Origin of the sequence: Vibrio nitrifigilis, assembly GCF_015686695.1 — a bacterium.
In the GTDB taxonomy this organism is placed as follows: Bacteria; Pseudomonadota; Gammaproteobacteria; order Enterobacterales; family Vibrionaceae; genus Vibrio; species Vibrio nitrifigilis.
Window position 1 is genome coordinate 1533143 of the sequence record NZ_JADPMR010000001.1, and the last position, 15682, is coordinate 1548824.

12 protein-coding genes are annotated in these 15682 nt (G+C 44.1%); 11 read left to right on the forward strand and 1 reads right to left on the reverse strand.

Going from position 1 to position 15682, the window contains the following annotated elements:
• Nucleotides 1–349 precede the first annotated feature (349 nt).
• The 4 genes from I1A42_RS06910 to I1A42_RS06925 all read left to right on the forward strand — a co-directional run bounded on the left by I1A42_RS06910 (nucleotide 350) and on the right by I1A42_RS06925 (nucleotide 4281).
• Entirely contained in the window at nucleotides 350–907 is a 558-nt protein-coding gene (locus I1A42_RS06910) for a sugar O-acetyltransferase (RefSeq protein ID WP_161156383.1), read from the forward strand.
• Nucleotides 908–1026: 119 nt separating this feature from the next.
• Entirely contained in the window at nucleotides 1027–2049 is a 1023-nt protein-coding gene (locus tag I1A42_RS06915) for a sensor histidine kinase (protein ID WP_161156385.1), read from the forward strand.
• A 2-nt stretch (nucleotides 2050–2051) separates the two neighbouring features.
• Complete coding sequence (locus I1A42_RS06920; protein WP_196123013.1) at nucleotides 2052–2732, forward strand: response regulator transcription factor; 681 nt, start codon at nucleotides 2052–2054, stop codon at nucleotides 2730–2732.
• 67 nt (nucleotides 2733–2799) lie between these two features.
• Nucleotides 2800–4281 (forward strand): TrkH family potassium uptake protein, encoded by a 1482-nt coding sequence (locus tag I1A42_RS06925; RefSeq protein ID WP_196123014.1) that lies wholly within the window; start codon nucleotides 2800–2802, stop codon nucleotides 4279–4281.
• 86 nt (nucleotides 4282–4367) lie between these two features.
• Here I1A42_RS06925 and I1A42_RS06930 read toward each other — a convergent pair whose 3' ends face one another.
• On the reverse strand, nucleotides 4368–5567 hold the full coding sequence (locus I1A42_RS06930) for a CobW family GTP-binding protein (RefSeq protein ID WP_196123015.1): 1200 nt from the start codon (nucleotides 5565–5567) through the stop codon (nucleotides 4368–4370).
• 250 nt (nucleotides 5568–5817) lie between these two features.
• On the opposite strand from I1A42_RS06930, the gene I1A42_RS06935 reads away from it, so the two are divergent.
• From I1A42_RS06935 to I1A42_RS06965, 7 genes are all read left to right on the forward strand, one after another.
• Nucleotides 5818–6258 (forward strand): hypothetical protein, encoded by a 441-nt coding sequence (locus I1A42_RS06935; RefSeq protein WP_161156313.1) that lies wholly within the window; start codon nucleotides 5818–5820, stop codon nucleotides 6256–6258.
• Nucleotides 6259–6326: 68 nt separating this feature from the next.
• The gene (locus tag I1A42_RS06940; protein ID WP_161156315.1) at nucleotides 6327–7700 is read left to right on the forward strand and encodes a TolC family protein; all 1374 of its coding nucleotides are present in this window, start codon (nucleotides 6327–6329) and stop codon (nucleotides 7698–7700) included.
• 16 nt (nucleotides 7701–7716) lie between these two features.
• Nucleotides 7717–9429, forward strand: coding sequence for an efflux RND transporter periplasmic adaptor subunit (locus tag I1A42_RS06945; RefSeq protein WP_196123016.1), 1713 nt, complete (start codon nucleotides 7717–7719; stop codon nucleotides 9427–9429).
• Nucleotides 9429–12569, forward strand: coding sequence for an efflux RND transporter permease subunit (locus I1A42_RS06950; protein WP_161156319.1), 3141 nt, complete (start codon nucleotides 9429–9431; stop codon nucleotides 12567–12569). The genes I1A42_RS06945 and I1A42_RS06950 overlap by 1 nt, the downstream gene beginning before the upstream one ends.
• 11 nt (nucleotides 12570–12580) lie before the next feature.
• Nucleotides 12581–13084 (forward strand): cupredoxin domain-containing protein, encoded by a 504-nt coding sequence (locus tag I1A42_RS06955; RefSeq protein WP_196123017.1) that lies wholly within the window; start codon nucleotides 12581–12583, stop codon nucleotides 13082–13084.
• A 413-nt stretch (nucleotides 13085–13497) separates the two neighbouring features.
• Complete coding sequence (locus tag I1A42_RS06960; RefSeq protein ID WP_161156322.1) at nucleotides 13498–14682, forward strand: ROK family transcriptional regulator; 1185 nt, start codon at nucleotides 13498–13500, stop codon at nucleotides 14680–14682.
• A 120-nt stretch (nucleotides 14683–14802) separates the two neighbouring features.
• A complete protein-coding gene (locus tag I1A42_RS06965; protein ID WP_161156324.1) occupies nucleotides 14803–15627 on the forward strand; it encodes a shikimate 5-dehydrogenase in 825 nt (274 codons plus the stop codon).
• The last annotated feature ends 55 nt before the right edge of the window (nucleotides 15628–15682 follow it).

Consider the following 15682-nt stretch of genomic DNA (forward strand, 5'->3'; position numbering starts at 1 on the left):
TGCTAGCCAAGTGTGGTTTACAACACCGATACTTTTAATTAAGCCATGCATCTTTCATTGGTGTTTATTCGTAAGCGTACGCATTGTAGCGTTAGTAAAGAGAATATTGGGTATTGGTTAGGGGGAAATGTCGTTACCTCTCGGCAGAGATCACATTCGTGATTTAATTGGGCAATGTATAGTTACTTCTATCATCTCTACATTGAGGGCGTCTTTTCATCCCATATCCGGTTATACTAGACCGTTTTAGGCTTTGAATGCAGCCATTGTGTTTTACAAGGAATTTATGGTGTCTTATCCGTCTTTTATTGAAATCTTGCAATCTGGTGATGAGAAGCAGTGGCGCGCGATGTGTGCGGGCGAGTTGTATCTTTCAGATGAACAGACCTTAGTTGAATTACGTGCTAGAGCGGAAGATTTGTTGGATGATTACAACCAATTAAGGCATAGAGAAAGAGCGGAGCGTAAGGATATTTTACGTACCCTGTTTGGTGGCTGTGGTGAAAAGCTGTTGGTTCGTAGTCCGTTTATGTGTGATTACGGCGCGAATATTCATGTTGGGGAAAACTTTTATATGAACACTGGCGGAGTGATCCTCGATTGTGCAAAAGTCACGATTGGTGACAACTGCTTAATTGGTCCTCAAGTTGGTATTTATACTGCGGGACATCCGCTTGATTTGGCAGAGCGTGAAGTGTACGAATTTGCCAAACCGATAACCATTGGTGACGATTGTTGGATTGGAGGGCATGCCACCATTAATCCGGGTGTCACATTAGGCAATAATGTGGTGGTGGCATCGGGCAGTGTGGTGACAAAAAGCTTTCCAGATAACGTGGTGATAGCGGGTAATCCAGCCAAAATATTAAGGCATTTAGAACAACCTCATCAATACCAGAAGCCGTAACCAATGATACATACGGGTTATCGTTCTCGTGAAAATGATTTTTTACGCTTTTTTTACGCGCGGTATAAAAAGGCTTTTGATAGAGTTCACAGCACTGGTTAAGACAGATGGCAACAACAATGACATTAAAAGAGAGTACAAAGCAGATACTGTTAACGGTGTCTGTGATGTTGGGTGCTCTTGCTAGCAGTTATGGTGTGTATTTGTTGCTTGGGTCGACCATTGCAGTGTTACTGCTTTTGCAGTTAGCGGTAATGGTGATTGCGTTTCAAGCAAATGCAAAATTCGCTTATATCGCTGCAGTGGTGGAGGCTGTGTGCTTTAATTTTTTGTTTACCACGCCACAATACTCCCTGGTTATGTGGCGATTAGATGACACAATAAATGTGATTGTGTTCGTTTTGGTGGCCGTGATTACCACCCAGATGGCTGATCATTACAAGCGCCAACAAGATGCATTAAAGCAGGCGGAATTGCGCAATCGCATTTTATTGTCAGTCTCTCACGACTTGCGCACACCTTTAGCCACTATCATTGGCACGTTGAGCACATTGAAAGAGTACTCCCCACTCCTTTCTCGCATGGAAACAACAGAGCTGATTGATAGTGCTACCCAAGAAAGCCATCGTCTTCACCAGTACATCGAAAACCTTTTGCAAGCCACTAAGTTGCAGCATGGCGCGTTAATCATAAATAAAGCTGAAGAGTCTATCGTTCAGGTGATCAACCAAGTGGTGGCGCGTTTAGGTGAGCGTCAATCGCGAGTCGTGGTTCAAGTCGAATCTCATTTACCCACAGTAATGGTAAGTGCCAGCCTGATTGCTCAGGCTCTTTATAATGTGGTGGATAATGCTTTGCGTTATTCACCTATATCGTCACAGGTGTCTATTCATGCTTTCCAGAAAGGGGAGCATATTTGGGTGGATGTTAAAGATGAGGGCGCTGGTGTCTCATCTGAGCAGGCCCAGCAGATATTTGAACTGTTTTATTCTGATGCAGGATTAAAACATAACGACAGCGGATCGGGGCTGGGCCTTGCTGTTGCAAAAGGATTGATTACCGCTCATGACGGGCAAATCGAGGCAATGCCTGATAAAACAGGCAGCCTCTTTCGTATTCAATTGCCCTTAGGAGTGAATTAAGCGTGGCTTATACAGTATTAGTGGTGGATGACGAGCCGCAAATTCACACCTTTATCCGTATTTCGTTAATGGCGGAAGGTTTTGAATATATTGGCGCAGGATCGATAGGCGAAGCGTTAGAGCGCTTTCAAAGCCTAGAGCCTGATGTTGTGGTGCTCGATCTCGGATTACCGGATGGGGATGGTATGCGCTTTTTGCAGCAAGTTCGCCAAACCAGTCGTGTACCGGCATTGATCTTAACGGCTCGTGATGAAGAAGATGAAAAAATTCGGTTACTTGAAGCTGGAGCGAATGACTATTTAAGCAAGCCTTTTGGTGTGCGTGAGCTGATTGTGCGAATTAAAGTGTTAGTGCGTGATTTAGTGGAAGATGGCGCCTTGAGTGATGTGGTGCATTGTGGCCGAATTCGTTTACAGCAAAGTACGCATGAAGCCTGGCTTGATGATGATATTTTAGCGCTGACGAAAAAAGAGTTCGCTTTTATGTTGATTCTCGCCATGCATCAAAACAAGCTGGTGAAGCAGACCGATTTGCTGGAACAAATCTGGGGAGAAACTCACCGCGAAGATACGCATTACTTACGTATTTTGGTGAGCCAATTGCGGCGTAAATTAAACGATAGTGTGGATGAACAAGCGTTGCTAAAAACGGAAACCGGCCTTGGCTATCGTTTGTTAAATTAACCTGTTTTTCGCTAATGATTCACTATTGCCAACGCGTTCTTTCTCGCCATCAATAGATTGAAATACCATGAATATTCAAACCTTTTTCCGTACTCATACTCGGGTGAGTACTGTATTTCATTTATGCAGCTTTTTAATCATCATTTACAGTTTAACCATGCTGGTACCAATGGTAGTGGCGTGGCTATTTCGCGATGGTTATATCACCCCATTTTTTAATACCTTTGTGGTTTCCATGTTGATTGGGGTGATGGGTTGGAAGCTCACCAATAACAGCGAAGATAAATACCTCCAAAAACGTGATGGTTTTATGGTGGCTTGTCTGTTTTGGCTGATTTTCTCCATTATGAGTGCCATGCCTTTTTATCTCGATCAACGTTTGGATTTATCATTTACGGATGCCATGTTTGAAGGGGTTTCTGGCATTACCACTACAGGTGCCTCGGTTCTATCCAACATTGATACTTTGCCCAAGTCGATTCTTTTTTACCGAGCGCAACTTAACTTCCTTGGTGGGTTAGGGATCATTGTATTGGCGGTGGCCATCATGCCATTTCTCGGTATTGGTGGCGCACGTATTTACCAATCAGAAATGCCCGGCCCAATGAAAGAAGAGAAATTGACACCGCGCCTAGCCGATACCGCGCGTAGCATGTGGGGCTTGTATTCTTTATTGGCATTAGTGACCACCGTAGCGTATTACTTGGCGGGAATGAACTGGTTTGATGCCATTTGCCACAGTTTATCTACGGTGTCTTTGGGCGGTTTTTCGACCCATGGTGCCAGTATTGGCTATTATCACAGCTCCGCAATTGAATTGGTTGGCGGTGTGTTTTCGATCCTCGCTGCAGTGAACTTTTCACTGTATTACATCGCTATTATTCAGCGCAGTTTAAAGCCAATTTATCGCAATGCCGAATTTCAATTTATGATGCTCATTATGGCAATTGTCGTAGTGGTCTCGTGGCTGGAACTGGTGCGAACCCATACCTTTGGTGCGGGAGATGCGTTTATTCATGGCTTTTTCCAAGCGGTCTCTGTCATGACTGATAACGGGCTAGGTACGGCAGATTTCCCTAATTGGCCTGATGCGGTTGTTTTACTGATGTTAGGTGCCAGTTTCTTTGGCGGTTGTTTCGGCTCGACCTGTGGCGGGATTAAAGCGATGCGCTTTTTATTGCTTTATAAACAAGGGCGTAGTGAAATTAATCAGCTTGTTCGACCTAATGCCATTATTACCACCAAAGTCGCCGGTGAAAAAGTGAATGATCGGGTGATGCGATCGATTTGGGGCCTGTTCTTTTTATGGATTTTCTTTACCTGCTTTTTTATTTGGGGGCTGGTGGCAATTGGCCATGATTTTAAAACCGCGTACGGCACCGTTGCTGCTTGCATTAATAATATGGGGCTTGGCTGGGGTGAAACGGCAGCAGGCTTTGAACCCCTCAAAGATCCAGCGAAATGGCTAATGTGTTTAGCGATGATTTTTGGCCGATTAGAGATCTTCCCCGTACTGATTGTGTTTTCAAAATCGTTTTGGCGTTACTAAGCAGCAAATAAATAAGGTCGTTTGAATAGACAACACCGAGCAATAGTGCTCGGTGTTGTGTTTTTGGTGCAGGGCTTAATAATGCGTTAACCCTTGCGCTTGGTAACGGTTTTTGGCCAAGGGGCAGGAAATTGAGCGCCCGCTTGCCAGTCGGTGATTTCATCTTCTGTAAGAAAACAGCGTTTTAACGCTTGAGTAAAATCATCGACTTGAGAGCGATCACCAATCACGGTTAATCGGCAACGGCGGTCACCGAATCGGCCTGATTCCTGAGCAACTTTCTCGCGCAATAATGCCACTTCATTTTCAGTTAAACCATTATTCGGATCTTCAACAATCCCTGCTCGCCAATAGCTAATAAATTCTAGGCTGATACTGCCTGCCGCTTGGTTCCACAGCAGGGCTAAATCATCGCGGGTCGGTAACCAAAAGAAACCTTTACTACGGTAAATTTCTTGGCCTAAAAACTGCTGACACGTTTCCCATAATCGCTGCGGATGGAAAGGGCGGTCATCTTCAATTACCCGAGTTTCCATATTGTATGGGCGAGCACTTTCTGGCTTTGCCACAATTTCTGGTTCCAGTTCAGCAATCAACTGCTCCACACGATGAAAGTCGTAATCCGGCAGTGAAAATAGTTCTTCTAAGGCAAAATTCCCCCATTGCATGGACAGAATCGCAACGTACGGATTTAATGGGTGAATCGACTGTGCAATTTGTGACAACTTATCATTGTTGATGCGGTCGGTTTTAGTCAGCAATAGGTGGCTACAGAACATAATTTGTTCTGCCAGCAAGTTGACCGTGTTGCGCACTCCTGCTTGCAAATTGTGCTGCAGTCTCGGGATCAGTAAAGAACCAGACTGATAATCTTGGTCGAGCATCAAGCTATCAGCTAGCGTTAACACACCTTTCAGCGCAACCCGTTGGGTTTGGGTACGCAGATACTTCACTAAAGGCAGTGGATGGCTACTGCCGGAGGTTTCTATCACAATCAAGTCTGGGGTTTTATTAGCCAGCAGATCGGTGATGGCTTGATCGAGCTTTTTGATCCCTGTCGGGCTACTTAAACTATCTGCTGCGACAGTCACAAAGTTATGCTGTTCTTTGCCTACTATATCCGTGTTGGCGACGAGTACACCATCAACATCTAATTCACTCATGTCGTTAACAATCACGCTGACTGCGCGGTTTTGTTCATGTGATTGAACCAGTAGGTTTCTGAGCAAGGTGGTTTTACCTGAACCAAGAAAGCCATTTAGGATAATAATAGGGACGGTGTTCATGGGCTTTATCCAGTGTTTATCGATGTGATTTGATAGGGGATCCTAAAGACTTTAGCGATATTTACAATAGCCACGGGATTGTCAGTGCAGCATTTTTGTTAGCGATGTAACGACCTTGAACCGTCTATGTAAAAATTGAGGTTAACAACAGTAAATAGAGAAGTAATTTATAATTATTTAGCATTTCCTTGTTGACAAGAATCGAGTTTATCAACAAGAATAAATGCAATATTTCTAGGGATTTACTGAATTGTCATTTACGCTGAGTCACCGTATCGTCGTTATTCTTTGTACACTGTTCGCGCTTGCAACGGGTGGGCAGAGTATTGCGGCCGTGTTAGGCACGTATGATACAGCGACGCATTCGGCGATGGCATTTTCTTCCCACAATACAATATTAATGAGCAAGCCTGCTTCTGCGATGCATTCTCCTCGTATGAAAATGGCAACGGCATCTCATCATGACGCTTGTGCGAATCAATGTGCGGAGCAACATAAAGCAATGAGTGATCATTGTGATCACTCCATGTCACAACAGTGTGGTTCCAGCTCTTGCGGACACGTTGTTGGCGCGTTATTTGTCCATACTTTTTCAGTCATAGAACGTTTAACCACCCATGTTGCTAGTTTAACTGTGCATAAAGCGCAGCAAGGCTACCCCTCTTCATTATATCGACCTCCAATAGTTTAACCATCTCATATTACTTGTCTTTTTTGTCTTAAGCCTACTTAAGACGCAATATGTTATGGATTTATACAATGAGAAAATTCCGTCGATGGACACCTATCGTATTAGGTGTACTGTTCGCGATGCCTGTCGCTTACAGTATGGCTGCAGAGAGTACTGCTGCGTCCAAACAGCAGGCAATCTATCAATCAACCGAACAGTTAAATCGTTTGATTAATCAAGCGGTAAGCAGTGATTTTAAACGTGCAAGCATTGAGCATCAGTCGCAATCTATGCGAGAGCAAGGTATTGCTGATGCCACGTTACCTGATCCAAAAATTAAATTTGGTGCTTCAAATGTGCCGATTGACTCATGGGCATTGGATGATGAATCAATGACCAGTGTTGTGGTTGGAATTGGTCAACAATTCTCACGTGGCGATACGCTAAATTTAATGAAACAAAAGGCCAATCAACAAGCCGATGCGAGTGAATTAAGTGCTCAATTACGTTCGTTAGATATTGCTCGTAATGTTTGTCGTCTTTGGCTGCAATTGGGCTATCTCAATATTGCACTCGATAACTTAAATCAGCGTTTGTCTTTCCAACAGCAATTGGTAAAAAATAATGAAACCAATTATTCGTTAGGCAAAAAGGCGGCGCAAGATGTGCTTTCTGTTGAACTGCAAGTCACGCAAACTCAAGAAAGTATTGATGCCAATAAGCAGCTAAGAGCCCAAGTAGTCAGTCAGCTTTCCGAATGGTTTGGTGCTGAGTGGATGTCATCTAACGATCCTTCTCTCGCCTCCAATGTGGTGCAATGGCCGCGGTTACAACCGGTATTTGAGCATGTAAAACCCGGAGATAATCACGCGTTGTTTATGCAGCATCCATTAATCAAACAGGCTGAAAAGGCGATTGCTGTGCAAGAGACGGATGTGTCATTGCAACAGCAGCGCTACAAACCTCAGTTTGGTGTGGAAGTCTCTTATGGGCATCGTGATGGGAAGTTAATGGATGGTAGTAATGCTCCCGATGTGGCAAGTGCATTTGTGACCTTCGATGTCCCGATTTTTACCGATAACAAACAAGATCGTGCTGTGAATGCAGCCAAATATAAATTGGGCTCTGCAAAACTAGAACGGGATTTACTCTTGCAGCAAATTAATGCTCAGGTGAACCAACAACTGACGACTCTACAAGGGTTAGATCAACGCATTACTCGCTATCGAGATCAATTCATACCTCAATCGCATTCGCATCTGGCTGCGGTGACGAGAGCTTATGATTCCAGTACGGCCTCATTTAAAGATCTGGTCTCTGCCAATCTTGACCATCTGTCGCTAGAACTGAATTACCAAAAGCTTCTCACCGAACAGAACCAGACGAAAGCAAATTTAGCGTATTGGTTTGATGGGTTTTCGCCTGCTGCATTGGGCGATCACATCAATCACTATCAGTTTTAATTTTTGAGGTAAAACAATGAATAAGATCATAATGTCAGTGTTGGCTCTTGCGATTGGTGGCGGGTTTGGTTATGCCACTCATGCGTATTTATCGGATAGTGATGGAGCGACAGTCAAGCAAGCTGGCAACAAACAACCTTTGTATTGGGTTGCACCGATGGATCCAAAATATAAACGCGACAAGCCAGGGAAATCACCAATGGGGATGGATTTAATCCCCGTCTATGCCGATGAACAATCGCTCCAAGATAAACCCGGCACGGTCAAAATCGATCCTGCGGTGGTTAATAACTTGGGTGTAAAAACAGCGCTGGTTAGCAAAGGCGTGTTAACGCCCAAAATACATACTGTTGGGTATGTAGGGTTTGATGATAGCCAAGTATGGCAACTGAACCTGCGAGTGAGCGGCTGGGTCGAGAATACTCATGTGCATGCTATCGGTGAACAGGTCAAAAAAGGCGATGTTTTATTTTCTTTGTATTCTCCTGAATTGGTGAATGCGCAAGATGAATTGTTTAACGCTTATCGAGTTAACCGGCCCAATCTGATCAACGGAGCGCGTGAACGATTACTCGCTTTAGGGCTAGAGCGCCAGCAGATAGAACAACTGGTTAAGCAAGGAAAATCGCAGCGCGTTATTAACATTTATGCGCCTGATGACGGCATTATTGCTTCGCTAAATATACGTAACGGGAGTTACTTAACACCTGCTGCCACTGCGTTAAGCGCAGGTTCCATCGATAAAGTATGGGTAAACACTGAGATCTTTGAACGGCAGTTGCATTGGATTAAACAGGGCACACCTGCTGTGATGACTCTGGCATCTCAACCGGGAAAAACTTGGGTTGGTAAAGTGGATTACATCTATCCGATTATTGATAGTCAAACTCGCACATTACGCGTCCGTTTGGTTTTTGATAATCGTGATAAAACGTTAAAACCCAATATGTTTGCTAATGTGTCATTAGAACCGCAAACAACCGCCGAACATTTGTTGATTCCTTCTCAAGCCGTAATACGCACCAACGATATGACGCGTGTGGTACTTGCCCAAGGTGAGGGCAAATTTCGTTCTGCGCGCATAAAAATTGGCCGTGAAGCCGCGGGAAAAATAGAAGTCGTGAGTGGTTTGAGCGCCGGTGAGCGTATCGTTACTTCGGCACAATTCCTGATTGATTCTGAATCGAGCTTATCGGCTGATTTAAGTCGTATTAATTCTCCTGAAAATAAGCCAGTGGCAACAACGGTTTGGGCTAAAGGTAATATTACTAAAGTGATGCAGGCCCATCGTATGTTAACCATTCATCACCAGCCTGTAGCGCAATGGAATTGGCCAAGTATGGACATGAATTTCACCTTGGCGCAGGACGTTGATTGGCAGGCGGCTTCTGTCGGGCAATCCATTGATTTTCAGTTACATAAAACCGCAACAGGACAATATGAAATTACCCAGTATCAATTAGGGTCAATGGAAGTGGCAAAACCAGTAACGCTCGATGCGACGATCAACATGGTGATGGCTGATTTTCATATGTTAACCATTCAACATCCTGCGGTGCAATCTCTTGGTTGGAAAGCCGGAGAGATGAATTTCACGGTCAGTGACGCAATTGATTTGAGTGCATTCAAAGAAGGACAACAGGTAACGGTAACGTTGATAAAACAAGGGTCAGATTACCAGTTGAGCGATATTGCCGCTTCTCACTCTCAGCGCCGGGAGGATAAATAATGATTGGTCGAATTATTCACTGGTCGGTCAGAAATCGGCTGATGGTTATTTTGGCAACACTGGTCTTAATCGCCGGGGGCTTATACAGCGTAAAGCAAACTCCCATTGATGCTTTGCCGGATCTATCTGATGTCCAAGTTATTATCAAAACCAGTTACCCCGGTCAGGCGCCACAAGTGGTAGAAGATCAAGTGACCTATCCGTTAACAACCGCAATGCTGGCAGTTCCAGGGGCGGAAACGGTGCGGGGCTACTCGTTCTTCGGCGACTCTTATGTTTACATCATCTTTAATGACAAGACGGATATGTATTGGGCTCGCTCACGGGTATTGGAATATTTAAGTCAAGTGACCTCCAAATTACCTGCGCAAGCAAAGCCAACACTCGGGCCTGATGCAACAGGAGTGGGTTGGATTTACACCTATGCATTACAAGATAAAACCGGTAAACATGATTTAGCCGATCTACGTGCTATTCAAGATTGGTTTTTAAAATATGAATTGCAAACCGTGGATGGCGTATCGGAAATCGCGACTGTTGGCGGCATGGTTAAGCAATATCAGGTGCAAATTGATCCGGCCAAGCTGCGCGCGTACAACTTAACGCTGCAACAAGTGAATCAAGCCATAAAACGGGGCAATCAGGAAACCGGTGCGTCAGTCGTTGAAGTGGCCGAAGCCGAGCATATGGTGCGCACCAATGGGTATCTATCCAATGTTGAAGATATACGTTCCATTCCATTAAAAATGACATCATCGGGTACGCCCGTACTGTTGGGGGATGTGGCGGATATTAACATTGGTCCACAAATGCGCCGTGGGGTATCAGAACTTAATGGTGAAGGCGAAGTTGTCGGCGGCATTGTTGTGATGCGTTACGGTGAAAATGCTAGTGCGGTGATTGAGCGAGTTAAGCAAAAACTGAAAACGTTACAACGTAGCTTACCGCCTGGCGTGGAAATTGTACCTACCTATGATCGCTCCACACTCATCAACCATGCGGTAGAGAACCTTTGGCATAAGTTAGCTGAAGAATTTATAGTCGTGGCGATCGTGTGCGCTCTATTTTTATTTCATATTCGCTCTTCTCTGGTGATTGCTATCAGTTTGCCCGTGGGCATTTTAGGGGCATTTGTCATCATGCATTGGCAGGGAATTAATGCCAATATCATGTCGCTAGGGGGAATTGCTATAGCGATTGGAGCCATGGTCGATGGCGCGATAGTGATGATTGAAAACGTGCATAAGCACATCGAGCGGACCCCACTGACGAAGGAAAATCGCTGGCAAGTGATCGCGGATGCAGCAGAAGAAGTGGGGGCCCCTCTATTTTTCTCACTGCTTATTATCACGTTAAGCTTTGTGCCAGTGTTTTCCTTGCAAGGACAAGAAGGGAAAATGTTTTCGCCTCTGGCGTTTACAAAAACCTATTCTATGGCTGTCGCGGCTGGGCTGGCGATTACTTTAGTGCCTGTTTTGATGGGCTATTTTGTACGAGGAAAAATTCGTTCAGAACATAACAATCCCATCAACAAGGGCTTGATTGCTGGTTATCGTCCACTGCTTCAAGTGAGTATTTCTCACCCGAAAACCATGATTATGCTGACCATCGCGTTAATGATCTCTGCGATTTATCCAGCGACACAACTGGGTAGTGAGTTTATTCCGCCGTTGGATGAGGGCGATATCATGTATATGCCAACGACCTATCCAGGTATTTCGGTCGGTAAGGCACGCGAGTTACTGCAACAAACGAACAAGCTCATTAAAACTGTGCCAGAAGTTAAAACGGTGTGGGGCAAAGTGGGCCGAGCGGAAACGGCGACTGATCCAGCGCCTTTAACCATGGTGGAAACGACGATTCAGCTTAAACCTAAATCTGAATGGCGTAAGGGAGTCACCAGTGAGTCTTTGCGTAAAGAATTCAATCAGTTGATTCAATTCCCTGGCGTGACGAATGCTTGGGTGATGCCGATTCAAACTCGGATTGATATGTTAGCTACAGGTGTCAAAACTCCAATTGGTATTAAGATTGCTGGCTCTGATCTGAAAGTCATCCAAGATATTGGCGCTAAGCTGGAACCTATCTTAAATAGCATTCAAGGGACGACGTCTGTTTATGCTGAACGTGTTGCTGGTGGCCGCTATATTACGGTCGATATCCATCGTAAGGTGGCCGCTCGTTATGGTCTGAATATCGCAGATATTCAGCAGGTGATCGCCACTGCGATTGGTGGCACGAATGTGTCAGAAACAGTAGAGGGGTTAGAACGTTTTCCTATTAATGTCCGTTATCCGCAAGAGTATCGTGATTCGGTTGAAAAGCTGAAAGACTTACCTATTGTTACGCCGACGGGGGCGCGTATTCCTTTAGCTGATGTGGCTGCCATTCGTTATGAAGATGGACCGCCAATGATCAAAACAGAGAATGCTCGACCCAATGGCTGGGTTTACGTCGATATCGCGGGGCGTGATTTAGGATCGTATGTGAATGAAGCCAAACAAACGGTTGCTAAAAATCTTGTATTACCAACAGGCTACTCTATTTCTTGGACGGGGCAGTATGAATATTTGGAAAGGGCGAAGCAGCGGTTAAGTATCGTTGTTCCTATCACTATTGGCATCATTATGTTGCTATTGTACTTCGCTTTTAAACGCGTCGGGGAAGTGTTGGTTATTATGGCGACACTGCCCTTAGCAATGGTAGGCGGTGTGTGGTTAATGCATTTACTTAACTACAACTTCTCGGTGGCAGTGGGGGTCGGCTTTATTGCGTTAGCAGGGGTTGCTGTTGAAATTGGGGTCATCATGTTGGTTTATCTTAACCAGGCGTGGCATCGCTGCAAACTCGATGCATTAGAGCAACAGAGAATGTTAACCAATGACGATTTAATACGTTCAATTCAAGAAGGGGCAGGGCTACGTGTACGCCCGGTCATGATGACAGTATCCACCATCATTATTGGTTTAGTGCCCATCATGTATGGATCGGGTACAGGAGCGAGTGTGATGCAGCGGATCGCTGCCCCCATGATTGGTGGCATGGGATCGGCGGTGATACTGACTTTGTTAGTTATCCCGGCAATTTTCAAACTATGGAAATCACGCGAAATTACCAAGCAAACGTCGACAACAAACTGAGGGTGTAACAAATGAATAAATCTATCATGTCTTTAGTAATCTTGGGTGCGATCAGCACACCGGCTATTGCAGAGATGAACAGTCACGATCATATGAGCTCTGAAATGGGTATGGAGCATAACGCCATGAGTATGCCAAGCGTCTCTGCGGTTGGTATGCCAGCTAATGGCGCTCAACCTGATAAAGTCATTCCGGTGGTGTTATCTGATGACATGACCATTCAATTTAAAAGCTCGACACCGATAAAACCAGGCGACATCGTGCAGTTTGCGATTATGAATAAAGGCAAGCAATCACATGAATTCTCTATTGGTTCGCCAAAAGAGCAAGCCGATTATCGAGCGATGCTCAGCAGCATGCCAAATCATCATAAAACAGACGGCAGCTCGGTAGTGGTTAAACCTGGACAAGCACAGCGAATGTTGTGGCATTTTCATGGAACAACAACCGTTGAATTTGATTGTAATATGTCAGGGCATTACGGCAAAGGGATGACAAAAACATTGGTACTTTAACCCTTAATATTCAAGTAAAAGGCGCTCAGTGAGCGCCTTTTTTAGTTCAATTTCAGCGCGACTATTTGTCCCAAAAAGCTGTTATTTGTAAAAATAAATTGAACTTTGATTTTATAAAAATCAATATGGGTGTCATTAAAGCCTGTGTGTTCGGCTTTTGGATCATCTATTTGTCATTAAAAGTATGTCATTGTTGTTCGCCACACGGTTGCGGTCAGTGGGGTGAATGATGTGCCACTAGTGATACCCGTGAGTGAGAGCGATTATGTGTGAATATTTTAGTAATAAAATTACGAAGAATATAGATGTCGAATAAAAAGCAAGCAGTCATGTGATTTTGATCATTAACTTTGTGCTAATTGTAAAAATAAATGTTAATGTAATGTTGTATTTGATGTCGTAAAGTTTCAATAATGAAAAAATTAAACGGTAAGAACCGCGTCGTAGCGCTCCTCAGGAAAGAAGCTTATTCTCGAGTTGAGCTCGCTCGTGCGACCGGATTAGGTAAATCTGCTCTAACAAAAGTCACAAAAGCATTGTTTGACGAAGGTATTATTGAAGAGGCGCAAGTTGCTGTAAAACAGTCGAGCGAGCAAGGTCGTGGCCGACCAGAAACCTTATTGCAGTTGGTGCCTAATATTAAGTTTAGCCTCTGTTTCTATTTGACAAAACAGGGCGTGAGTTCTTATCTGATTGATTTTACCGGAAAGATCCATGCTGCTAATGAAGTAGATTGGCCGGTGGATCCTGCCAATCATGATATTCATGTCGCTTACTCAACGGATGTGCTGCTTAATATTGTGAAGCAAGAAGCGAACGTATTATGTGCTCAACACTCATTAACGTTAGATCAACTAGAACTGATTTCGATTGCGACTTTTGGCAAAGTGTCACAGCAAGATGGCATTGTGGTTCATAGCCAGTTTTTCCAAGATACCAACGTGAAGTTGGCGGAAATTATTGGTGAATGCTTAGGTGTTACCACCAAGATCTTTAACGTTGACTACTGCTGCGCTTTTCAGTTGCAGCAGATGTATCCGGAAAAAGAGAGCTTTATTTCGCTGTGTCTCGGCCTTGGCTTGGGACTCGGTCTCTGTTTAGATGGTCAGTTAGTGACGGGGCGTTTAGGTTCTACACTCGGGATAGGGCATGTTAATTACGAACCTAACGGAAAGAAATGCTACTGTGGAGCAAAAGGGTGTACTGAAGCCTACGTTACCAGTGATGCGATTATAGATGAAATTGAATCGCTAAGAGGCCTATCAATTTCAGGTAACGATGTGAGTGAAAAAATGCAATCTATCAAACAGTTATTGTCCAGTGGCGATGTGGCAGCCCATCGTTCGATTGAAAAGGTCAGTCAAGCGGTTGGCGATATTCTTGCCCAGTTGATGGTGACATTTGATATCAGCACTATTTTCATGAGCGGTGATACCGCGGTCTTGTTTCACTATTTAGAGCAGTATATTCGACAATATTTAACCAGCGATAAGCGTTACCAAACGTTATTGACAAAGCCCAAAATTATACGAGTTACGGATGTTAAGGCGTCTGTCGGTGGCTTAATTCAACTTACTAACAGTCAGATAGTGATTTAGTTTTATTCGAATTAAACGTAGTGGCGTCATCTTTATGATGTCACTTCAAGTAATTGCCCAACACTTTAAGGTATCTTATTGATTCTCTAATTGTTTAAACCCTTTAAAGGAGTATAGCGAATGGAAGTGGCAATAGATAAAGACTCAACGTTATGTATCTCAGTTGCGGCTCGTCCGACCAATTATGGGATGCGCTTTCACAATTATCTGTATCAAAAATTGGATCTGAATTTCGTCTACAAAGCGTTTTCGAGTAAAAGTATTGAAGATGTGATTACTGGCGTTCGGGCGTTAAACATTCGCGGTTGTTCAGTCTCGATGCCTTTTAAAGAAAGGGTTATTGCCTGTGTTGATGAATTAGATGAATCGGCGCAGGCCATTATGTCAGTCAATACTGTCGTTAACACAAACGGCTACCTTAAAGCATATAACACCGATTATATTGCGATCGTTAAACTCCTTGAACAATACCAAGTGCCAAACACGATGACCTTTGCGGTAAAGGGAAGTGGTGGTATGGCGAAAGCAGTCGTATATGGCCTCTCTAAATTGGGTTTTACCAAGGGATATATCATTTCTCGTAATCAAGAAAGTGGTGCGGCATTAGCAGAAAGTACGGGTTTTACTTGGAAAAAGGAGATGGCTGGTATTGATGCACAGTTACTGATTAATGCGACGCCACTTGGTATGCAAGGTGGCGATACCGAAGGGCAGCTGTGTTTCTCTGAACAAGATATTCAAGCTGCGAGTGTCATGTTCGATGTGGTCTCGAAACCGTTAGTCACACCCGCAATGGCATACGCTACGTCTCTGAATAAAACGGTGATTTCTGGTAGTGAAGTCTTTGCCATTCAAGCGGTCGAGCAATTTAAGCTCTATACCGGTGTGACCATCTCAGAAACGTTATTTAATCAAGCCAGAGATTATTCTCGGAGTATAGGTTAACAATTCGATCGACTTGCTCTTTTTAGTTATACTTTTATTTCAATAAGTTAATGGA

What these genes read in the sequence shown, in the direction of transcription:
- I1A42_RS06910 (WP_161156383.1), top strand. Translation starts at nt 350, where the DNA reads ATGTGTGCGGGCGAGTTGTATCTTTCAGATGAACAGACCTTAGTTGAA.
- I1A42_RS06915 (WP_161156385.1), top strand. Translation starts at nt 1,027, where the DNA reads ATGACATTAAAAGAGAGTACAAAGCAGATACTGTTAACGGTGTCTGTG.
- I1A42_RS06925 (WP_196123014.1), top strand. Translation starts at nt 2,800, where the DNA reads ATGAATATTCAAACCTTTTTCCGTACTCATACTCGGGTGAGTACTGTA.
- I1A42_RS06930 (WP_196123015.1), bottom strand. Translation starts at nt 5,567, where the DNA reads ATGAACACCGTCCCTATTATTATCCTAAATGGCTTTCTTGGTTCAGGT.
- I1A42_RS06940 (WP_161156315.1), top strand. Translation starts at nt 6,327, where the DNA reads ATGAGAAAATTCCGTCGATGGACACCTATCGTATTAGGTGTACTGTTC.
- I1A42_RS06945 (WP_196123016.1), top strand. Translation starts at nt 7,717, where the DNA reads ATGAATAAGATCATAATGTCAGTGTTGGCTCTTGCGATTGGTGGCGGG.
- I1A42_RS06950 (WP_161156319.1), top strand. Translation starts at nt 9,429, where the DNA reads ATGATTGGTCGAATTATTCACTGGTCGGTCAGAAATCGGCTGATGGTT.
- I1A42_RS06955 (WP_196123017.1), top strand. Translation starts at nt 12,581, where the DNA reads ATGAATAAATCTATCATGTCTTTAGTAATCTTGGGTGCGATCAGCACA.
- I1A42_RS06960 (WP_161156322.1), top strand. Translation starts at nt 13,498, where the DNA reads ATGAAAAAATTAAACGGTAAGAACCGCGTCGTAGCGCTCCTCAGGAAA.
- I1A42_RS06965 (WP_161156324.1), top strand. Translation starts at nt 14,803, where the DNA reads ATGGAAGTGGCAATAGATAAAGACTCAACGTTATGTATCTCAGTTGCG.